This is a genomic window from Pseudomonas sp. NFX1 (genome assembly GCF_051123555.1).
In the GTDB taxonomy this organism is placed as follows: domain Bacteria; phylum Pseudomonadota; class Gammaproteobacteria; order Pseudomonadales; family Pseudomonadaceae; genus Aquipseudomonas; species Aquipseudomonas capeferrum.
This window is the reverse complement of sequence record NZ_CP169366.1, coordinates 1,743,425-1,760,972: the sequence shown is the minus strand read 5'-3', so window position 1 is coordinate 1,760,972 and position 17,548 is coordinate 1,743,425. Positions and strand designations below refer to the sequence as shown.

Here is a 17,548-nt window from a genome sequence, read left to right as displayed (position 1 = left end):
GCACAGTGCCAATGCCAGCCAGCCCAGGCGATACAAGCCCCGGTAGCAGCACGCGGGTGCTGCTACAGGTGATACGTCGTTCCAGAGGAACAACGTGGCATCAGTCCTGACGGCTGGTCACTTCCAGCAGGTGATAACCGAATTGGGTCTTCACCGGGCCCTGGACAACGTTCAGCGGCGCGCTGAAGACCACGGTGTCGAACTCCTTCACCATCTGGCCTGGGCCGAACGAGCCCAGGTCGCCGCCCTGACGGCTGGAAGGGCAGGTGGAGTTGGTTTTGGCGACTTCAGCGAAGTCGGCACCCGCTTCGATCTGGGCCTTGAGTTCGTTGCACTTGTCTTCGCTGCTGACCAGGATGTGGCGGGCGGTGGCACGGGCCATGGGTACTGCTCCTTAGGGTAAAAATGCAAGCCTAGCGCACTTGTTCGGGAAATGTCTCGCAAGGCTTGCTGGTGGCTTCCTACAGTTTTTGTGCAGCCTCGCGCAGCAGCGTTTCGGTGGCGGCCCAGCCCAGGCAACCGTCGGTGATCGACACGCCGTACTTCAAAGCGCCTTTGCCCAAGGCTTGGCAGCCATCGAACAGATGCCCTTCGATCATCACACCGACAATCGAGCGGTCACCGGCCAGGCGCTGCGCCAGCACGTCCTCGAACACCGCTGGCTGACGCGCCGGGTCCTTGCCGCTGTTGGCATGGCTGCAATCGACCATGATCCGCGCCTGCAAACCGACCTTGGCCAACCCCTGGCGGGCCTGGGCGATGCTTGCCGCATCGTAGTTCGGGCCCTTGTGGCCGCCACGCAGCACCAGGTGGGTGTCGGGGTTGCCGAGGGTCTCGATGATCGCCGGGTAGCCCTGCGCATCCATGCCGAAGTGGCGATGCGGGTGGGCGGCGCTGCGCATGGCGTCGCTGGCAACGCCGATGCCACCGTCAGTGCCGTTCTTGAAACCCACGGGCAAATCCAGGCCGCTGACCATTTCGCGGTGGATCTGCGACTCGGTGGTACGCGCGCCGATGGCGGCCCAGCCCAGCAGGTCGTCGAAGTAGCCCGCGGCCATCGGTTGCAGCAGTTCGGTGGCAATCGGCAGGCCGCGCTCGATCATGTTCAACATCAGGCCGCGCGACAGGGCGATACCCGCATGCATGTCATCGCTGCCATCAAGGTGCGGGTCGTAAGCCAGGCCTTTCCAGCCCACCGTGGTGCGGGGTTTTTCGACGTAGGCGCGCATCACCAGCAGCAGCTTGTCATCCACCTGGCGGCTCAGCGCGGCCAGGCGGTCGGCGTATTCCAGGGCCGAGCGTGGGTCATGGATCGAGCATGGGCCGACTACCACCAGCAGGCGCTCGTCGCGGCCTTCGAGAATGGCGCGGATGGCCTGGCGATGGGCATGAACTTGTTGGGTGAGATCAGCGGTCAGCGGCATTTGCTGCTTGAGCAGGTGCGGGCTGGGCAGGCGCTGGCTGACGGTGGTGTTGGCAGCTTGCGGTTGGGTCAGGGGCAGGGCGAGGTTCGAGGCTTGCATGGCGTTTTTCCCTGGGCGGACGGCGGGTTGTGGCCCGCGCGGTCGGCCCTATCGAGGTGTTCGACAGATCGTTGAGTGTGTGTTGTCTGCAGCGTTGCCACCCTTGAGGGACCGAACGGAGGCGGCAGGCTGGCCCGAACGGGATTGGCTAAATCGCCAGGCATAGGTGCTTGCGGAGTAATAAGTGGCGTAGTTCATGGATCTGTCCTCAATATGAATCGGTGTTGTTCAAAGACCTGAAAAGCAAAACCCCCGGTCGGGGAGCCGACCGGGGGTTTGAGTATTCTCATGTTCGGCGGCCCCTCGTAAGTGGGCGCCGTGTAGGTATCAGCGGCGCCTAGTGGCTAAACCAATACCCAAAATAAAAGCTGGCAGGGGCCATGCTACCGGCAACGGCCAGCACAGGGCGCAGGTTGCGACCGGTGTGGTTGGCGTGATTGCAGGTGTGTTTCGGCATGTTGCTCTCCAGTGAATGAGCCCGAGCTTACTGCAGATCGGGCGCGCCGTTCAATGGGTAAATGCTATGGCGCTGATCATTTACTGTAATATCAGTGGCCGTAACGTCCTACCAAGGTTTGCGCTCCTAGTGCATGGCCTTGCAGCAATTCAAGCAGCCCATTGCGGTCCAGTTCAGCTGGCAGGATGCCGGGTGCCAGGTCGGTGGCGATCAAGGTCAGAGCGTAGTGGTGCGGGTTGTCCCCGGCGGGCGGGCAGGGGCCACGGTAGCTGGCGGTGCCGCGGGAATTGCGCCCCACCGTCACGGCATGGGTGGTTTGCCCGGCCACACCTTCTTTCAAACCATCCAGGGCCGGGTCGATGTTGTAGGCGAGCCAGTGCACCACCCCGAGGCCCTTGCCGCCATCGGGGTCGAACATCACTAACGCCAGCGAGCGGGTGCCTGCGGGCAGGTTGTCCCAGCTCAACTGCGGCGTGCGTTCCTCACCGGCACCACAGGCCGGGTCTGGCCCGACCTGTTGCAAGGCGATCACCCCGCCGTCAGTGAACGACGATGAGCTGATCGACAGCGCACCAGAACCCGGCCCTGCGGCCAGTGCGCTGCACGGCAGCAGGGCTGCGAGCAGCCACGGTTTGATGTTCATGACAATTCCTTGGCAGGGCAATGGGGCGCAGTGTAGTCCAGGCTGGCCTTAACGGCTGTCCTGGTCCTCGGCGGTGCCGCCGCTGCTGCCAGCCCCCGAGCCTGTGGCCTCGCCCGTGCTGTTGGAACCGCCACTGGCGCCGTCTGCGGCATCGCTGCTGGTGCCGGTGTTGCTGCTGTCGTTGTCCTGGCCGCTGCCGGGGCTGTTGACGCTGCTGTCATCACCGGCGGTCTTGCCGCCGGATTGATCGGTCTGCGGGTGGCTGTCGGTATTGGTGGGCTCGGTGGCGGCAAAGCTGGTGCCGCTGATGACGCCCAAGGCCAGGGCCAGGCACAGCGAGAGGGGACGAATGCGGATCATGGTGTATCTCCCTTGCGGATGATCTGTCATTCCTTTGGCCGGGCAGCGCCGGCGCGGTGCCCTTCGGGCGACGGGTGGTCATGCACAGCCCGGATCCCGCCTTGTGTAGGCGCGGCCTTGCGTCGCGAACGGGTTGCGCAGCAGCCCCGGGATTTCAGCTTGGCCGCAGAGATTGCCGGGGCTGCTGCGCAGCCCGTTCGCGACGCAAGGCCGCGCCTACAAAAAGCGATTAGCGGATGGGGTCGGGGCGGGTGCTTTCCACGGGTTCCAGCGGCGGATGCTCCTGCGCCGCATGCATCAGGTCTTCGGTCACCCGCAGCTCCGCGCCGGTGGGCGAAAAGGTAGTCGAAGCGGTGAACGGTGCCGGGTGCTCCGCCGCCGGGCGCTTGCCACGGCGCCACAGGAAGAAGCTCACCATCCCCAAGTTGACCACCGCAAAGGCCCAGAACAGCCCCGCTTCGCCGAACGACGTCATCATCGGCGAAATCGCCAATGGCGCCAGCGCCGAGCCCAGCGAGTTGATCAGCAGCAAGCCCTGGATCATCGGCACCAGGGCGTCGGACGGTGCACGGTCGGCCGCGTGGCTTACCGCCACCGGGTACAGGGCGAACACGCCGCCACCCAGCAGGAACAGCATCGCCGGCAGCAATGACGATTCAGACGGCAGGAACACCGTGATCAACGACAGCACCACGCACAGCCCGGCCAGGGCAATCAGCACGTCCTGGCGGTCTTTGCGGTCAGACCAGCGGCCAACCGGGTATTGCAGCAGCATGGCACCGAGGATGACCCAGGCCATCATGTTGCCGACTTCCCCCACGTCCAGGCCGATGCGCTGCAGGTACAGCGGCAGCAGGGCATAGATGCCGGCAATCGCCACGCCCGAACCGAAGCAGCCGACCAGGCCCGACGGTGCGACCCCCAGCAGTTGCCGCGGTTTCAGTGGTTCGACCTGGTCCAGCAGCGGCGACACCCGCGGCAGGATCACGATCGGCAGCACCGACAGCGCCGCAAGCATGCCGGCGAGCATGAACGGTGCGGTATCGCCCAGGCGAGTGATCTCGCCAAGGCCTGCCTGGGCAATCACGCCAGCGCCATAGAAGGCAATCATGTACAGCGCCAGCAGACGACCACGGATCTTCGCGTCGCCGGCCAGCAGCAGCCAGCTCTCGATCACCAGGAATACGCCCACCGCGGCCCAGCCGTTGATCAAACGCAGGATCGACCACCAAGTCGTGTCGTAGAACATCCCCTGCAGCAGGATGGTTGCAGCGATCAGCGAGGCGAAGCTGGTGTAGGCGCGGATATGGCCGATGCGCAGGATCAGCCGGTCATTGAAGATCGCGCCAAGGGTCAGGCCAATGAAGTAACTCGACGACACGATACCGATGGTGGTTGCCGATTCACCGGCAGCGCCCAGGCGCAGGGTGGTCAGGGAAGACATGAAGCCGTTGCCCAGGGCAATGATAAACAGCCCGAGCAGGGGCGCCAGCGCCATGGCCAGCAAACGCGGAGACATATGTACCTCAAGGTGGATGAGCGGAATGAGCGCCTCTTCGGACGCGCACGCCGACATGGCCCGACAAGGGGCCAAGAGGCTGCACGGATGTGCCTGGGAGGGATGCGACCTGGGCAAGACTCAACCGCTGGGCCTTGGAAGAACTGGGCCGGGCGGGGTGGGTTGAGCCTATTTCACATGTGCGTTCATGTGTTCAGGCACGGACTCTGTCGTTGCTGCCGGTTGCCACCGTTCAAGGCGACGGGCGAAAAGGAAGCGCGATTCTACGTGCTTGCATCGATTTGCCCAAGGGGCATTGGCCTGCGACGAGACGCCGCAGGGGCAGTGCAGCTGCACCCAGAATACGGCCTGCTAATAATAATTTGTAAGGGAAAATAACTTTAGTCGTATTGATTCATGGGGTTGTCGAGTTGCCGAGTCCGTTTATTGATCTGGATCAATACAGTTATGCAGTTATTTGCCATCGCAGTGTATTGATCGATAAAACTTATCAAGCGATCAAGCCGGTCAATTGGTCCCTGCGGCATCCTGCCACTACAATGGCGGCCGCGGCCTGCAAGGGGCGCCTTGATAAACGAGTGATGCCACGGCCCATTTAGTGTTTGCCAACAAGTTGCGTTTATATCAACGCACTGCAAATACCTATTGCCGCCGATTAGTGCCCGTCACCCAACTAGAACTACTTGCCGATAACACCCGTTGATAAGTAACGCCTGTTCGCCCGGTACCGAGCCGGGCTTAGATGAGGAGATGCCCATGGCACTTGGCAGACGACAATTTTTCAAACTTTGCACGGCCGGGGCGGCGGCAGCGACCAGCGTGTCGCTGGGCTTTGCACCGGCGGTGGCCAATGCCAGCCAGTCACGCCAATACAAGCTGTTGCGCGCCAAAGAGACACGCAACAACTGCACCTACTGCTCGGTAGGCTGCGGCATCCTCATGTACAGCCTGGGCGACGGCGCGAAGAACGCCAAGGCACGCATCTTCCATATCGAAGGCGACCCGGACCACCCGGTCAGCCGGGGCTCGCTGTGCCCGAAAGGGGCGGGGCTGGTGGACTATATACACAGCGAACAGCGCCTGCTGTACCCGGAGTACCGCGCGCCAGGCTCGGACACGTGGCAGCGCATCAGCTGGGACCATGCCATCGAGCGCATCGCCCGGTTGATGAAGGACGACCGCGATGCCAACTTCATCGAAAAGAACGCCAAGGGCGTAACCGTCAACCGTTGGCTGTCCACCGGCATGCTCTGTTCCTCGGCGGCCAGCAGCGAAACCGGCTCGCTCGATCAGCGCTTTACCCGGGCCCTGGGCATCCTCGGCACTGACAGCCAAGCCCGGGTGTGTCACGCCCCGACCGTATCGGCGCTGGCACCGACCTTTGGCCGTGGGGCCATGACCAACAACTGGGTGGACATCAAGAACGCCAACGTGGTGCTGATCATGGGCGGCAACCCCGCCGAAGCGCACCCGGTGGGCTTCAAGTGGGTGATCGAGGCGAAGATCCGCAACGGCGCCAAGGTGATCGTGGTCGACCCGCGCTTCAACCGCAGCGCCTCGGTGGCCGACCTGTACTCGCCGATCCGCGCCGGCTCCGACATCACCTTCCTCATGGGGGTGGTGAATTACCTGATCAGCCACGACCGTATCCAGCATGAGTACGTGCGTGCCTACACCAATGCCAGCCTGATCGTGCGCAGCGACTACAGTTTCGACGACGGCCTGTTCAGCGGTTATGACGCTGGCACCCGGCGCTACGATCGCAGCTCCTGGGCCTACGAGCTCGACGAGCAGGGCTTTGCCAAGCGCGACATGACGCTCAGCCACCCGCGGTGCGTGTACAACCTGCTCAAGCAGCATGTCAGCCGCTACACGCCGGAGCGGGTCAACGAGTTGTGCGGTACGCCCAAGGACGATTTCTTGCAGATTTGCGAGATCCTTGCCAGCACCAGCGCACCGGACAAGACTGCGACCTTCCTCTATGCCCTGGGCTGGACCCACCACACCACGGGCGCCCAGATGATCCGCGGCTCGGGCATGATCCAGCTGCTGCTGGGCAATATCGGCATGGCCGGTGGCGGCGTCAACGCCCTGCGCGGGCACTCCAACATCCAGGGCTATACCGACCTGGGGCTGTTGTCGCAACGCCTGCCGGGTTACATGAACCTGCCGTCCGACAACCAGACCAGCGTTGAAACCTACCTCAAGGAAACCACCCCCAGCGCCCAGCTGCCGGGGCAGGTCAACTACTACCAGCACACACCCAAGTTCTTCATCAGCCTGATGAAGAGCCTGTGGGGCGACCAGGCCACCCACGAGAACAACTGGGGCTTCGACTGGTTGCCCAAGTGGGACGACAGCTACGATGTGCTCAACTATTCCAACCGCATGTACGAAGGCAAGGTCAACGGCTACATTGCCCAGGGCTTCAACCCGATCGCGGCCTTCCCGGACAAGAACAAGGCTGCCGAGGCCTTGGCCAAGCTCAAGTTCCTGGTGATCATCGACCCGCTGGCGACCGAGACATCGAGCTTCTGGCAGAACCATGGCGAGTCCAACGACGTCGACCCGGCAGCCATCCAGACCGAGGTCTTCCGCCTGCCCTCCAGCTGCTTCGCCGAAGAGAACGGCTCGATCGTCAACTCCAGCCGTTGGCTGCAATGGCACTGGGCCGGCGCGGCACCGCCGGGTGAAGCCTGGCACGATGGCAAGATCCTCGGCCACCTGTTCATGAAGCTGCGCGAGCTGTATCGCCGCGAGGGCGGTGTGTGCCCGGAGCCCGTGTTGAATATGGCCTGGGACTACAAGAACCCCTACGACCCAGAACCCGAGGAAGTCGCCAAGGAGTCCAACGGCTACGCCCTGGCCGACCTGCATGACGACAAGGGCAACCTGGTGCTGCGCAAGGGCCAGTTGCTGGACAACTTCGCCCAATTGCGTGACGACGGCAGTACCGCCTGCTTCAACTGGGTGTTCGCCGGTTCCTGGACCGAAGCCGGCAACCAGATGGCCCGCCGCGACAACGCCGACAGCGGCCTGGGCTGCACGCCGGGCTGGGCGTGGGCCTGGCCGCAGAATCGCCGCATCCTCTACAACCGTGCCTCGGCCGACCCTCAGGGCAAGGCCTGGGACCCGAAGCGCCAAATCATTGCCTGGGATGGCAGCCGCTGGGCTGGCAGCGATGTGCCGGACTATCCGGTTACCGCCGCGCCCGGCAGCGACGTCAACCCGTTCATCATGCTGCCCGAAGGGGTAGGGCGTCTGTTCTCGGTCGGCGCCATGAACGATGGGCCGTTCCCTGAGCATTACGAACCGATCGAAAGCCCGCTGGTGTCCAACCCGCTGCACCCCAATGTCAGCAAGAGCCCGACCGCACGGCTGTACGAAAGCGACCGGGCGCGCATGGGTAGCCGTGAGGAGTTCCCTTACGTGGCCACCACCTATTCGATCACCGAGCTGTTCCGACACTGGACCAAACACTCGCGGCTCAACGCGATCATCCAGCCCGAGCAGTTCATCGAGATTGGCGAAGTGCTGGCCAAGGAGAAGGGCATCGTCCAGGGCGACCTGGTGCGGGTGACCACCAAGCGCGGCTACATCAAGGCCAAGGCGGTGGTCACCAAGCGGGTCCAGCGCCTGGAGGTTGCCGGGCAGATGGTCGACACCATCGGCATCCCGTGCCACTGGGGCTTCGAAGGCGCTACCCGCAAGGGTTTCCTGGCCAATACGCTGACCCCAGGCGTGGGTGATTCCAACACCAACACCCCGGAATACAAAGCGTTCCTGGTGAACGTGGAAAAGGCCTGACGGAGCGACGCACATGTCCCTGCAATCCCAAGACATCATTCGCCGTTCGGCGACCAACGCCTTCACCCCCGCGCCCCGTGCCCGCGACCACCAGGCAGAGGTGGCCAAGCTGATCGACGTCAGCATCTGCATCGGCTGCAAGGCCTGCCAGGTAGCGTGCAACGAGTGGAACGACCTGCGTGATGAGGTCGGGCACAACGTCGGCGTGTACGACAACCCGGCCGATCTCACGCCAGACACCTGGACGCTGATGCGTTTCGACGAGCACCAGGACGAAAACGGCAAGCTGGAGTGGCTGATCCGCAAGGATGGCTGCATGCATTGCGCCGACCCTGGCTGCCTGAAGGCTTGCCCGCAACCGGGTGCGATCATTCAGTACGCCAACGGTATCGTCGACTTCCAGTCCGAGCACTGCATCGGCTGCGGCTACTGCGTGGCCGGCTGCCCGTTCGATGTGCCGCGCATCAGCAAGAAGGACAACAAGGCCTACAAGTGCACGCTGTGCGTCGACCGGGTCACGGTCGGCCAGGAACCGGCCTGCGTGAAAACCTGCCCGACCGGCGCGATCAACTTCGGCAGCAAGGCCGACATGCTGGTGCAGGCCGAAGAGCGCGTGAGCGAACTGCAAGGCCGCGGCTTCGCCGGTGCCGGCATCTACGACCCGCAGGCCGTGGGTGGCACCCATGTGTTCTACGTGCTGCAACACGCCGACAAGCCGCAGCTGTACCACAAGCTCAACCCGGACCCGCGCATCAGCGGCGCCATCGAGGGCTGGAAAGGCTGGCTGAAGCCGGTGGCCGCCGCAGCGTTCTTCGCCACCCTGGCGGGCACGGTGTTCCACTACATCGGTGTTGGCCCCAACGAAGTCGAGGAAGACGAAAAGGAGACCCAGGTATGAACAAGGACCGACTGATTCTGCGCACGCGCTTCATCGACCGGGCCAGCCACTGGTTCATGGTCATCTGTTTCTTCCTGGTGGCGATGTCGGGGCTGTCGTGGTTCTTCCCGTCGCTGAACTGGCTCAACGGAGTGTTCGGCACGCCACAGCTGGCGCGTATCCTTCACCCGTTTTTCGGGGTGGTGGTGTTTGTGGTGCTGATGTTCCTGTTCGTGCGCTTCGTCAGGTACAACCTGCCCGAGCGTGAAGACGCCATCTGGTTTCGCAACGTCAACAAGGTGCTGGCGGGCGATCACAGCCAGCCGCTGCGCATCGGCAAGTACAACGCCGGCCAGAAGATCCTGTTCTGGGGGATCATGGGCCTGATCACCTTGCTGATGGGCAGTGGCGTGATCATCTGGCGGCCATGGTTTGCCGACTACTTCAGCATCCCGCTGATCCGCATTGCCCTGTTTACCCACGCCCTGGCGGGCATCTCGCTGATCTTGCTGATCATCGGCCACGCTTACCTGGCGTTCTGGGTCAAGGGCTCGATTCGCGGCATGATCACAGGCTACGTCTCGCGTACCTGGGCCAAGTCGCACCATGATCGCTGGTACCAGCAGATCAGCAACAAGAGTGAGAAGAAATGAGCAGCAGCATCAAACTGACGGCGGTCGAGCAGCCCAGCGGTGGCGTGGGCGCTATCAGCGCCTTGTTGCTGCCGCAACTGGGTCAGCACTTCGCCAAGCGCGCAGCGCGTTTGCGCCAGCTGGCCGAGGGGCATGAGCAGGCTGATTACCTGGGCTTCGCCGCCACCGTTGCACAGGCCCAGCAGCGGCTGCTGGAGCGTTTTCCGGTGCCTGCGCCCGAGCTTGAGGCCCTTGCCCAGCGGGTGGGCGACGCTGCGCCGTTAGCGGTGCAGCAGTTGCCGCGTTCGCGTTACTGGCAGCAAGCGCTCGAAGCGTTGATCGAGGACCTGCGCGCTGAGGCCAGCGGCCCGGTACGCGCCGCGCTGGATGCGCTTGCAGCATTGAGCCACGAACAGCGCGAAGCCTGCGCCGAGCACCTGCTGCAGGGCCGCTATGGCGAAGTGGACAGCGGCCAGGCGCTGTTCCTGTGGGCCGCCCTGGGGCTGTACTTCGTGCAACTGGCGGCGGCACTGCCTGCCCATGCCCACGCGGCAGTGGGGGAGCACCGCCAGTTCTGCCCGGTATGCGCCAGCGCGCCGGTGGCCAGCGTCATCCTCACGGGCAAACGTGCCGGGCTGCGCTATTTGCATTGCGGGCTGTGCGAGAGCCGCTGGCACATGGTGCGGGTCAAGTGCAGCAATTGCGAACACACCGGCAAACTGGACTATTGGTCGCTGGAGCGTCAGGACAGTGCGGTCAAGGCAGAAAGCTGCGGCGACTGCGAAAGCTACCTCAAGGCGTTCTATTACGAGCACGACCCGGCGCTGGAACCTGTCGCCGATGACCTGGCCACGCTGCGGCTGGATGCCGAGCTTGAAGGGCAAGGCTTTGCCCGTAGCAGCATCAACCCATTTCTGTTTCCGGGTTGATGCGGCGTAACACTGCGGCATACTGACGCCTTCCCCAACCCAGGAAGGTAAGGCTCATGCTGGCATCGTTGTTCGCCGTTCTGGCACCCGTGTTCATCGTTGCCGGCATTGGTTTCGCCTGGGCTCGCAAAGGCTTGGACTACCCCACCGAGTTCATCGCCAGGATCGTGATGACGGTCGGCACCCCCTCGCTGGTGCTGTCGACCTTGAGCCGCACCGAACTGGACCCGACGGCGTTCACCAGCATGGCAGTGGCCTGCCTGTTGTGCACGTTGGGCATGGCCTTGGCAGGGTTGCTGGTGTGCCGCGTCTCGGGCCAACACTGGCGTGTGCTGTTGCCGGCGTTCATGTTCCCCAATACCGGCAACATGGGCCTGCCGATCAGCCTGTACGCCTTCGGCGAGCATGGGCTGGCCCTGGCGGTGGCGTTTTTCCTGACCCTGTCGATCGTGCAGTTCACCATCGGCATGGCCATCTCGGGCACGGCGGCGTCGCTCAAGGCGTTGCTGCGCAACCCCATCGTGATCAGCCTGGCCGGGGCGATGCCGATCATCTTTCTCGATTTCGAATTGCCGCGTTGGTTGGCCAACACGGCAGACCTGCTTGGCGGCATGACCATACCGCTGATGCTGCTGACCCTGGGGGTATCGTTGGCCAGCATCCGCTTGCAGCATGTCGGCAGCGGCATCCTGTTGGGTGGGCTGCGCATCGTGCTGGGCGCGGCGGTGGGTTGGGCCGTGGGCGCGGGGCTGGGCATGGAGCCGCTGGAGCGGGCGGTGCTGATGCTGCAGTCCGCGATGCCGGTGGCAGTGTTCAACTACCTGATGGCGGTGCGGGCCAATCGCTCGCCCGAGCAGGTGGCGAACCTGGTGATGTGTTCGACTGTGCTGTCGTTTGCCTGGTTGCCGGTTGTGCTGGCTGCATGGATGTAGCGCGCAGGTTTACGTTGTGGGGGGCAGTTGTATTGCTCGCGTTTTTGGGGGGGCTGGAGATTGTAGGGAGGGGCATCAGGTGCCTGGCTTGGTTTCTTCAGGGGGGCGGAAATCGAGCGCCGCCCGCGCGGCGCATCGCGACGCAAGGCCGCTCCTACATTTGTTTCGGGCCAGTGAGGCCAGTGGCATTTGCGCGCGACCGCCTTGTTTGTACGACGCGATATATTGAGGGGGGCACCAAGGGGCCGCGCGCCAATGCCTCAGGAATAATTGGCCCGAAACAAATGTAGGAGCGGCCTTGCGTCGCGATGCGCCGCGCGGGCGGCGCTCGATATCAGCACCACCGCCAAGCCAAAGCCAGACAAACCCCACGGCCTAAAGCGGCAAGACGGCACCTCGGCAGGTACCTACTGCCCGTCACGGGTGTCGATGCTCACCACCACCGACATACCTGGCCGTAACCGCGTTGCCTGCGGCTGGTCGGCATCCACGGTGATGCGCACCGGGATCCGCTGGGCAATCTTGACGAAGTTGCCGGTGGCGTTGTCCGCCTGCAGCAGCGCGAACTCGGAGCCGGTGGCCGGTGAAATCTGCTGCACATGGCCGTACAGCTTCAGGTGGTTCAAGGCATCCACGGTGAAACTCACCGGCTGGCCGATACGCACTGCGGCCATCTGGGTTTCCTTCATGTTGGCGATCACCCACAGGGTGTCGGGCACCAGCGCCATCAATTGCGCACCCGAGTTCACGTAGGCCCCCAGGCGCGTGCCAATCTGCCCCAACTGGCCGTCGCGCGGAGCGGTCACACGGGTGTTGTCGAGGTCGATGCGGGCCAGCTCCACGGCGGCCTTGGCGTTTTCCACCGCGGCTTGCAGCGCAGCCCGGTTGACCACCACGGTTTCCCGGTCCTGGCGGGCGATCTCCAACGCTGCCTTGGCCTGGGCCAGGCTGGCGACGGCAGCCGCCTGGCTGGCACGGGCCAGGTCCAGCTCGCGGCGCGACACCGAGCCGTCGCTGACCAGTGCCTGATTACGGCCGAGGTCGGCCTTGGCCTTGGCCGCCTGGGCTGCCGCATCACCGATGGCCGCCTGACGCTGGGCGATGGTGGCCTCGGCACTGTTGCGTTGCTGCAGGTTATTGGCCAGTGCCGCCTGTTGCTGTTGCAATTGGGCGATGGCCTGGGCCAGGCGTTGCGTGTAGATGCGGTCGTCCAGTTGCACCAGCAGGTCGCCCGCCTTGACGAACTGGAAGTCATGTACCGGTACATCGACGATGTAGCCACTGAGTTGCGGGCCGATGATGGTCACCTGGCCGCGCACCAGGGCATTTTCGGTACTCTCGATGGCGCTGCCGAACGGCGGCAGGCGCCAGGCATAGAGCACCAGCAGGATGCCGGCCAGGGCCACGCAGGCAAAACTGATCGTCGACAGGATGCGCACCCGACGCGAGCGTACCGGGCTGGTCGGTTCACTGGGGGGCGGCGTGCCTTCCGGGGTCTCGGCGAGGGCGGTGGTGGTGGTCGTGCGGGTTTCGTCGGTCATCGGGTAGGCGCGCTACGGCTAGAGTCGGAGGAGGTGGCCTTGGCGGCCGTGTACCAGAGCCAGGTGCTGCGGATGCAGATCCAGACCATGGTCAGGATAGCGATGCTGCCGATCAGCATGAAGACATCGTTGTAGGCCATCACGTTGGCCTCCCGGGTGGCCGCACTGGCCAGCACGCGCAGGCCGGCTTCGCTGCGCAGCGCTGGGTCGGCGAGGAGACCGGCATAACCGCCGCCGCCGCTTTGCACGCGGGCGTTGACCAGCGGTTCAAGGTAGCTGAGGCGGTCCATCAGGTGGCTGGAGTGAAATTTTTCCCGCCAGGTCTGGAAGGTGCCGAGCAGCGCTGCGCCAATCAGGCCGCCGAGGTTGTTGCAGATGCCGAACAGCACCGAAAAACTCACCAGGTTGCGCGGGTTGGCCCGTACATGGCTGATGCCCAGGGCCATCGACGGGCCCAGGAAGAAGGTGCTGCCGAAGGCCAGCAGGAACTGGCTCAGGTACATCTGCGCCGGGCGCGTGAGGTTGCTAGAGCTGCTGTCCATGAAGGCCCCGACGGCCATCGCCAGCAGCGAAACCAGCAGGGGGATGACCAGGTGCTTGGGGTCGATGGTCAGGGCGCTGGTGGCAAGGCCGGCCACCGCGCCGAACAGCATGATCGCGTACAGCGTGCGCATCTGCTCGCTGCCCATGTTCAGCGCCTGCAGAAAACCCACCGCGCCGGTGGACTGCTCCGAGGTCACCATGCGAATCAGGATCACGCACAGGGCCAGGCGGATGATCGTGCCGCTGCCCAGCCAGCGGGTCATCAACAAGGGGTTCTGGCGATTGTGTTCGATGGCCAGGCCGCTGAATATCAGGCCGATCGACGACGCCAGGGCCACACCGATCCAAGGCGTCTCCAGCCACCAGTCGATGCGCCCCAGCGACAGTGCGGCGCAAAGCAGGGCGGTGCCGCTGGCCATCAGGGTGAAGGTCAGAAAGTCGAGCGGCTCGAAGGTCTTGAAGCGGTCGCCAGGCGGCAGCTTGAGCATCAGCACGCAACCCAGTGCGGCCAGTGCCAGGCCCAGCTCGAACAGGTACAACCCGCGCCATTCGGCGATCTGCAACAAGTCTTCGGAGAAGATCCGCGCCAGCGGCAAGGCCAGCTGCGAGGCGCCCAGGCCCAGGACCATGGCCTTGAGCCGCCACTGCGCGGGGAACGCCTGGATCATGTAGTACAGGCCCAGCGAACTGAGCGCGGCGCCGACCATGCCGTGGGCGGCGCGCACCGCGACTGCCGAGTTCAGGTCATTGACGAACAGGTGGGCGAAGGTGACCAGTGCATAGAGCACCAGGAACACTTCGGTGAAGGCGCGCAAGCCGAACTGCTGGCGAAACTTGACCAGCAGCAGGTTCATCGACACGTTGGTCATCACATAGGCGGCCGGCAGCCAGGCCATTTCGGCGGTGGTCGCGCCAAGGGCACCCTGCAGGAACACCAAGTTGGCCGTTACCAGCGCGCTGCCCAGGCCACCCGTGATCGCCACCAGTAGCCCCACCACCCCATAGGCCAGGCGTTTCCCGGGCGTGTGCAGGGGGGTGGAGGGCGACCCAGGCAGGCTGGGTTTTTCGTGAGGGAGCCACTGGCGTGGGGCGTATTTGTTCATGGGGCAGACTGTACGTTAGGGGCATGGGCATTAAAACTGTCTGCGCTCAAGTTTGCCGCGCCTACAACGCCTTGGCCAGGAAGCTGGCGGTGCGGCTGTCTTTGCACTGGGCGACTGTTTGCGGCGTCCCACTGACCACGACCTTGCCGCCGGCGTCCCCAGCCCCCGGCCCGATGTCGATCACCCAGTCGCTTTGCGCCACCACGCGCATGTCATGCTCGACCACCACCACGCTATGCCCGGCATCGACCAGGCGGTTGAGTTGCACCAGCAGCCGGTCGATGTCCTGCGGATGCAGCCCGTTGGTGGGCTCGTCCAGCACGTACAGCGTCGCCCCGCGCGCGGTGCGCTGCAGTTCGGTGGCCAGCTTGATGCGTTGCGCCTCGCCGCCGGACAGCTCGGTGGCCGGCTGGCCCAGGCGCAGGTAGCCCAGGCCGATATCCTGCAGGACTTGAAGGCAGCGTCGTACCGGCGGTTGTTCGGCGAACACCGCGAGGGCTTGATCGACGGTCAGTTGCAGCACCTGGGCGATGTTCATGCCCTGCCAGGTCACTGCCAGGGTATCGGGGTTGTAGCGGGCGCCATGGCAGGTGGGGCAGGGTGCATACACGCTGGGCATGAACAGCAGCTCGACGCTGACGAACCCTTCACCCTCGCAGTTCTCGCAACGGCCCTTGGCAACGTTGAACGAAAACCGCCCGGCATCGAAGCCGTTCGCCTTGGCCTGCTCGGTGCTGGCGAACAGCTTGCGCACGTAGTCGAACAGGCCGGTGTAGGTGGCAAGGTTGGAGCGCGGCGTGCGGCCGATGGGCTTCTGGTCGACCTGCACCAGCCGCTTGATGTTGTCCAGGCCCGCGCGGACACGGCCTGCGCTGGTCTGCTCGGGCTCGTCTTCCAGGCTCTGCTCCTCGGGCTCGGCACGCTGTTCGGCATGGCCCAGGTGGGCACCGACCAGCTCCAGCAGCGCCTGGCTGACCAGGCTCGACTTGCCCGAGCCGGAAATACCGGTCACCGAGGTGAAGCACCCCAAAGGGAACCGGGTGCTGAGGTTGTTGAGGTTGTTGCGCGTGATGCCCTCCAGCTGCAGCCAGGCCTGCGGCTGTCGTGGCGCTCGAGCGGCCGGCTGCTGCGGGGCGAAGAGATAGGCGCGGGTGCGCGATACCTCGACCTCGGCCAGGCCTGCGGGCGGGCCGCTGTACAGCACCTGCCCGCCATGCTCGCCGGCCGCAGGGCCGACATCCACCAGCCAGTCGGCGCGGCGCATGGTGTCCAGGTCGTGCTCAACGACGTACACCGAATTGCCCGCCCGCTTGAGCCGTTGCAGGGCGTCGAACAGCGCTTCGCTGTCGGCCGGGTGCAGGCCGGCCGACGGTTCGTCGAGCACGTAGATGACGCCGAACAGTTGCGAGTTGAGCTGGGTGGCCAGGCGCAGGCGTTGCAGTTCGCCCGAGGACAGCGTCGGCGTGCTGCGTTCCAGGGCCAGGTAGCCGAGGCCAAGGTCGATCAGCGGCGCGATCCGTTCCAGCAGTTCGTGGGCGATGCGCTGGGCGGCCAGGCGCTTTTCCAGGGTCAGGGTGTCTTCGTGCTGTTGCAGATAACCGGGGGCTGCCACCGAGCGGAACACCTCGGCCAGCGTCTGCAAAGGCAGGCGCGACAGCTCGCCGATGTCGCGGCCGGCGAAGGTCACGGCCAGCGCTGCGCGCTTGAGGCGTTTACCCTGGCACAGCGGGCAGGGGCTTGGGCGCATGAATTGGGAGACGCGTTTGCGCATCTGCGCGCTCTGCGAATGCATGAACGTGTGCATCACGTAGCGCCGGGCGCCGCTGAAGGTGCCTTGGTAGCTGGGTTCGAGCTTGCGCTTGAGTGCGGCGCGGGTCTGCGCCGGGCTGAGCCCGGCGTAGACCGGCACGGTGGGGGTTTCTTCGGTGTAGAGGATCCAGTCGCGTTGCTCCCGGGGCAGGTCGCGCCAGGGGGTGTCAACGTCATAGCCCATGGTCACCAGGATGTCGCGCAGGTTCTGGCCCTGCCAGGCCATCGGCCAGGCGGCCACCGCCCGCTCACGTATGGTCAGCGACGGGTCGGGGACCATGGTTGCCTCGTTCACCTCGTAGACACGGCCCAGGCCGTGACATTCGGGGCAGGCCCCTTGTGGGGTATTGGGCGAGAAGTCTTCGGCGTACAGCATGGCCTGCCCGGCCGGGTAGTGGCCGGCACGCGAGTAGAGCATGCGGATCGAGCTGGACAATGTGGTGACGCTGCCGACCGAGGAACGCGCGCTTGGCGTGCCGCGTTGCTGTTGCAGGGCCACCGCAGGGGGCAGGCCTTCGATGGCGTCCACGTCGGGTACGCCAACCTGGTCGATCAGGCGCCGGGCATAGGGCGCGACCGATTCGAAGTAGCGGCGCTGGGCTTCGGCATACAGGGTGGAGAAGGCCAATGAAGATTTGCCCGAGCCGGATACACCGGTGAACACCACCAGCGCGTCGCGGGGGATGTCCACGTCGATGTTCTTGAGGTTGTGCTCGCGAGCGCCACGGACACGGACGAAACCGGTAGGGGTTGGGGTGCGTGGTGGCATTGGGCGCTCCTTGGCTGGGTAAATGGGGCACGGTAGCAGTAATTTGAGGGTCTGTGCGGGGATTGGGGTGGGGCTGGCAGGTGTAGGGGTTGGGAGGTTTAGCG

13 protein-coding genes are annotated in these 17,548 nt (G+C 64.4%); 5 read left to right on the top strand and 8 right to left on the bottom strand.

The genetic code is table 11. From position 1 onward, the window contains the following. Positions 1-100: 100 nt before the first annotated feature. The 5 genes from DJ563_RS07575 to DJ563_RS07555 all read right to left on the bottom strand — a co-directional run bounded on the left by DJ563_RS07575 (position 101) and on the right by DJ563_RS07555 (position 4,502). Positions 101-382, bottom strand: a complete 282-nt coding sequence (locus tag DJ563_RS07575; protein WP_186661390.1) for a peptidylprolyl isomerase — start codon at positions 380-382, stop codon at positions 101-103. A gap of 79 nt (positions 383-461) precedes the next feature. Beyond that, positions 462-1,523, bottom strand: coding sequence for a 3-deoxy-7-phosphoheptulonate synthase (locus tag DJ563_RS07570; RefSeq protein WP_434519178.1), 1,062 nt, complete (start codon positions 1,521-1,523; stop codon positions 462-464). Positions 1,524-2,071: 548 nt separating this feature from the next. Further along, the gene (locus tag DJ563_RS07565) at positions 2,072-2,623 is read right to left on the bottom strand and encodes a YbhB/YbcL family Raf kinase inhibitor-like protein (protein ID WP_434519177.1); all 552 of its coding nucleotides are present in this window, start codon (positions 2,621-2,623) and stop codon (positions 2,072-2,074) included. Between the two features lie 48 nt (positions 2,624-2,671). Continuing rightward, positions 2,672-2,983, bottom strand: a complete 312-nt coding sequence (locus tag DJ563_RS07560) for a hypothetical protein (protein WP_434519176.1) — start codon at positions 2,981-2,983, stop codon at positions 2,672-2,674. Between the two features lie 229 nt (positions 2,984-3,212). Then, positions 3,213-4,502, bottom strand: a complete 1,290-nt coding sequence (locus tag DJ563_RS07555; RefSeq protein ID WP_033698075.1) for an MFS transporter — start codon at positions 4,500-4,502, stop codon at positions 3,213-3,215. 756 nt (positions 4,503-5,258) lie between these two features. Here DJ563_RS07555 and fdnG point away from each other — a divergent pair. From fdnG to DJ563_RS07530, 5 genes are read left to right on the top strand one after another with little or no spacing between them, the layout of a single operon-like run. After that, a complete protein-coding gene (gene fdnG / locus DJ563_RS07550) occupies positions 5,259-8,309 on the top strand; it encodes a formate dehydrogenase-N subunit alpha (RefSeq protein ID WP_274098433.1) in 3,051 nt (1,016 codons plus the stop codon). Positions 8,310-8,322: 13 nt separating this feature from the next. Continuing rightward, positions 8,323-9,207, top strand: a complete 885-nt coding sequence (gene fdxH, locus DJ563_RS07545; protein ID WP_274098432.1) for a formate dehydrogenase subunit beta — start codon at positions 8,323-8,325, stop codon at positions 9,205-9,207. Continuing rightward, on the top strand, positions 9,204-9,839 hold the full coding sequence (locus tag DJ563_RS07540) for a formate dehydrogenase subunit gamma (RefSeq protein ID WP_434519175.1): 636 nt from the start codon (positions 9,204-9,206) through the stop codon (positions 9,837-9,839). Before fdxH ends, DJ563_RS07540 begins: the two co-directional genes overlap by 4 nt. Next, positions 9,836-10,747 (top strand): formate dehydrogenase accessory protein FdhE, encoded by a 912-nt coding sequence (fdhE, locus tag DJ563_RS07535; RefSeq protein ID WP_274098430.1) that lies wholly within the window; start codon positions 9,836-9,838, stop codon positions 10,745-10,747. The genes DJ563_RS07540 and fdhE overlap by 4 nt, the downstream gene beginning before the upstream one ends. A 56-nt stretch (positions 10,748-10,803) precedes the next feature. After that, on the top strand, positions 10,804-11,679 hold the full coding sequence (locus DJ563_RS07530) for an AEC family transporter (protein WP_274098429.1): 876 nt from the start codon (positions 10,804-10,806) through the stop codon (positions 11,677-11,679). Positions 11,680-12,086: 407 nt separating this feature from the next. Here DJ563_RS07530 and DJ563_RS07525 read toward each other — a convergent pair whose 3' ends face one another. The 3 genes from DJ563_RS07525 to uvrA all read right to left on the bottom strand — a co-directional run bounded on the left by DJ563_RS07525 (position 12,087) and on the right by uvrA (position 17,444). Continuing rightward, entirely contained in the window at positions 12,087-13,220 is a 1,134-nt protein-coding gene (locus tag DJ563_RS07525; RefSeq protein ID WP_274100531.1) for an HlyD family secretion protein, read from the bottom strand. Continuing rightward, positions 13,217-14,866 carry an MFS transporter gene (locus DJ563_RS07520; protein WP_274100530.1) on the bottom strand — a complete coding sequence of 550 codons (1,650 nt, stop codon included), beginning with the start codon at positions 14,864-14,866 and terminating at the stop codon, positions 13,217-13,219. The genes DJ563_RS07525 and DJ563_RS07520 overlap by 4 nt, the downstream gene beginning before the upstream one ends. Positions 14,867-14,927: 61 nt before the next feature. Beyond that, positions 14,928-17,444, bottom strand: a complete 2,517-nt coding sequence (uvrA, locus tag DJ563_RS07515; RefSeq protein WP_434519174.1) for an excinuclease ABC subunit UvrA — start codon at positions 17,442-17,444, stop codon at positions 14,928-14,930. Positions 17,445-17,548 lie beyond the last annotated feature (104 nt).

What these genes read in the sequence shown, in the direction of transcription:
- DJ563_RS07530 (WP_274098429.1), top strand. Translation starts at nt 10,804, where the DNA reads ATGCTGGCATCGTTGTTCGCCGTTCTGGCACCCGTGTTCATCGTTGCC.
- DJ563_RS07570 (WP_434519178.1), bottom strand. Translation starts at nt 1,523, where the DNA reads ATGCAAGCCTCGAACCTCGCCCTGCCCCTGACCCAACCGCAAGCTGCC.
- DJ563_RS07555 (WP_033698075.1), bottom strand. Translation starts at nt 4,502, where the DNA reads ATGTCTCCGCGTTTGCTGGCCATGGCGCTGGCGCCCCTGCTCGGGCTG.
- fdxH (WP_274098432.1), top strand. Translation starts at nt 8,323, where the DNA reads ATGTCCCTGCAATCCCAAGACATCATTCGCCGTTCGGCGACCAACGCC.
- DJ563_RS07540 (WP_434519175.1), top strand. Translation starts at nt 9,204, where the DNA reads ATGAACAAGGACCGACTGATTCTGCGCACGCGCTTCATCGACCGGGCC.
- fdhE (WP_274098430.1), top strand. Translation starts at nt 9,836, where the DNA reads ATGAGCAGCAGCATCAAACTGACGGCGGTCGAGCAGCCCAGCGGTGGC.
- DJ563_RS07525 (WP_274100531.1), bottom strand. Translation starts at nt 13,220, where the DNA reads ATGACCGACGAAACCCGCACGACCACCACCACCGCCCTCGCCGAGACC.
- fdnG (WP_274098433.1), top strand. Translation starts at nt 5,259, where the DNA reads ATGGCACTTGGCAGACGACAATTTTTCAAACTTTGCACGGCCGGGGCG.
- uvrA (WP_434519174.1), bottom strand. Translation starts at nt 17,444, where the DNA reads ATGCCACCACGCACCCCAACCCCTACCGGTTTCGTCCGTGTCCGTGGC.
- DJ563_RS07520 (WP_274100530.1), bottom strand. Translation starts at nt 14,866, where the DNA reads ATGAACAAATACGCCCCACGCCAGTGGCTCCCTCACGAAAAACCCAGC.
- DJ563_RS07565 (WP_434519177.1), bottom strand. Translation starts at nt 2,623, where the DNA reads ATGAACATCAAACCGTGGCTGCTCGCAGCCCTGCTGCCGTGCAGCGCA.
- DJ563_RS07575 (WP_186661390.1), bottom strand. Translation starts at nt 382, where the DNA reads ATGGCCCGTGCCACCGCCCGCCACATCCTGGTCAGCAGCGAAGACAAG.
- DJ563_RS07560 (WP_434519176.1), bottom strand. Translation starts at nt 2,983, where the DNA reads ATGATCCGCATTCGTCCCCTCTCGCTGTGCCTGGCCCTGGCCTTGGGC.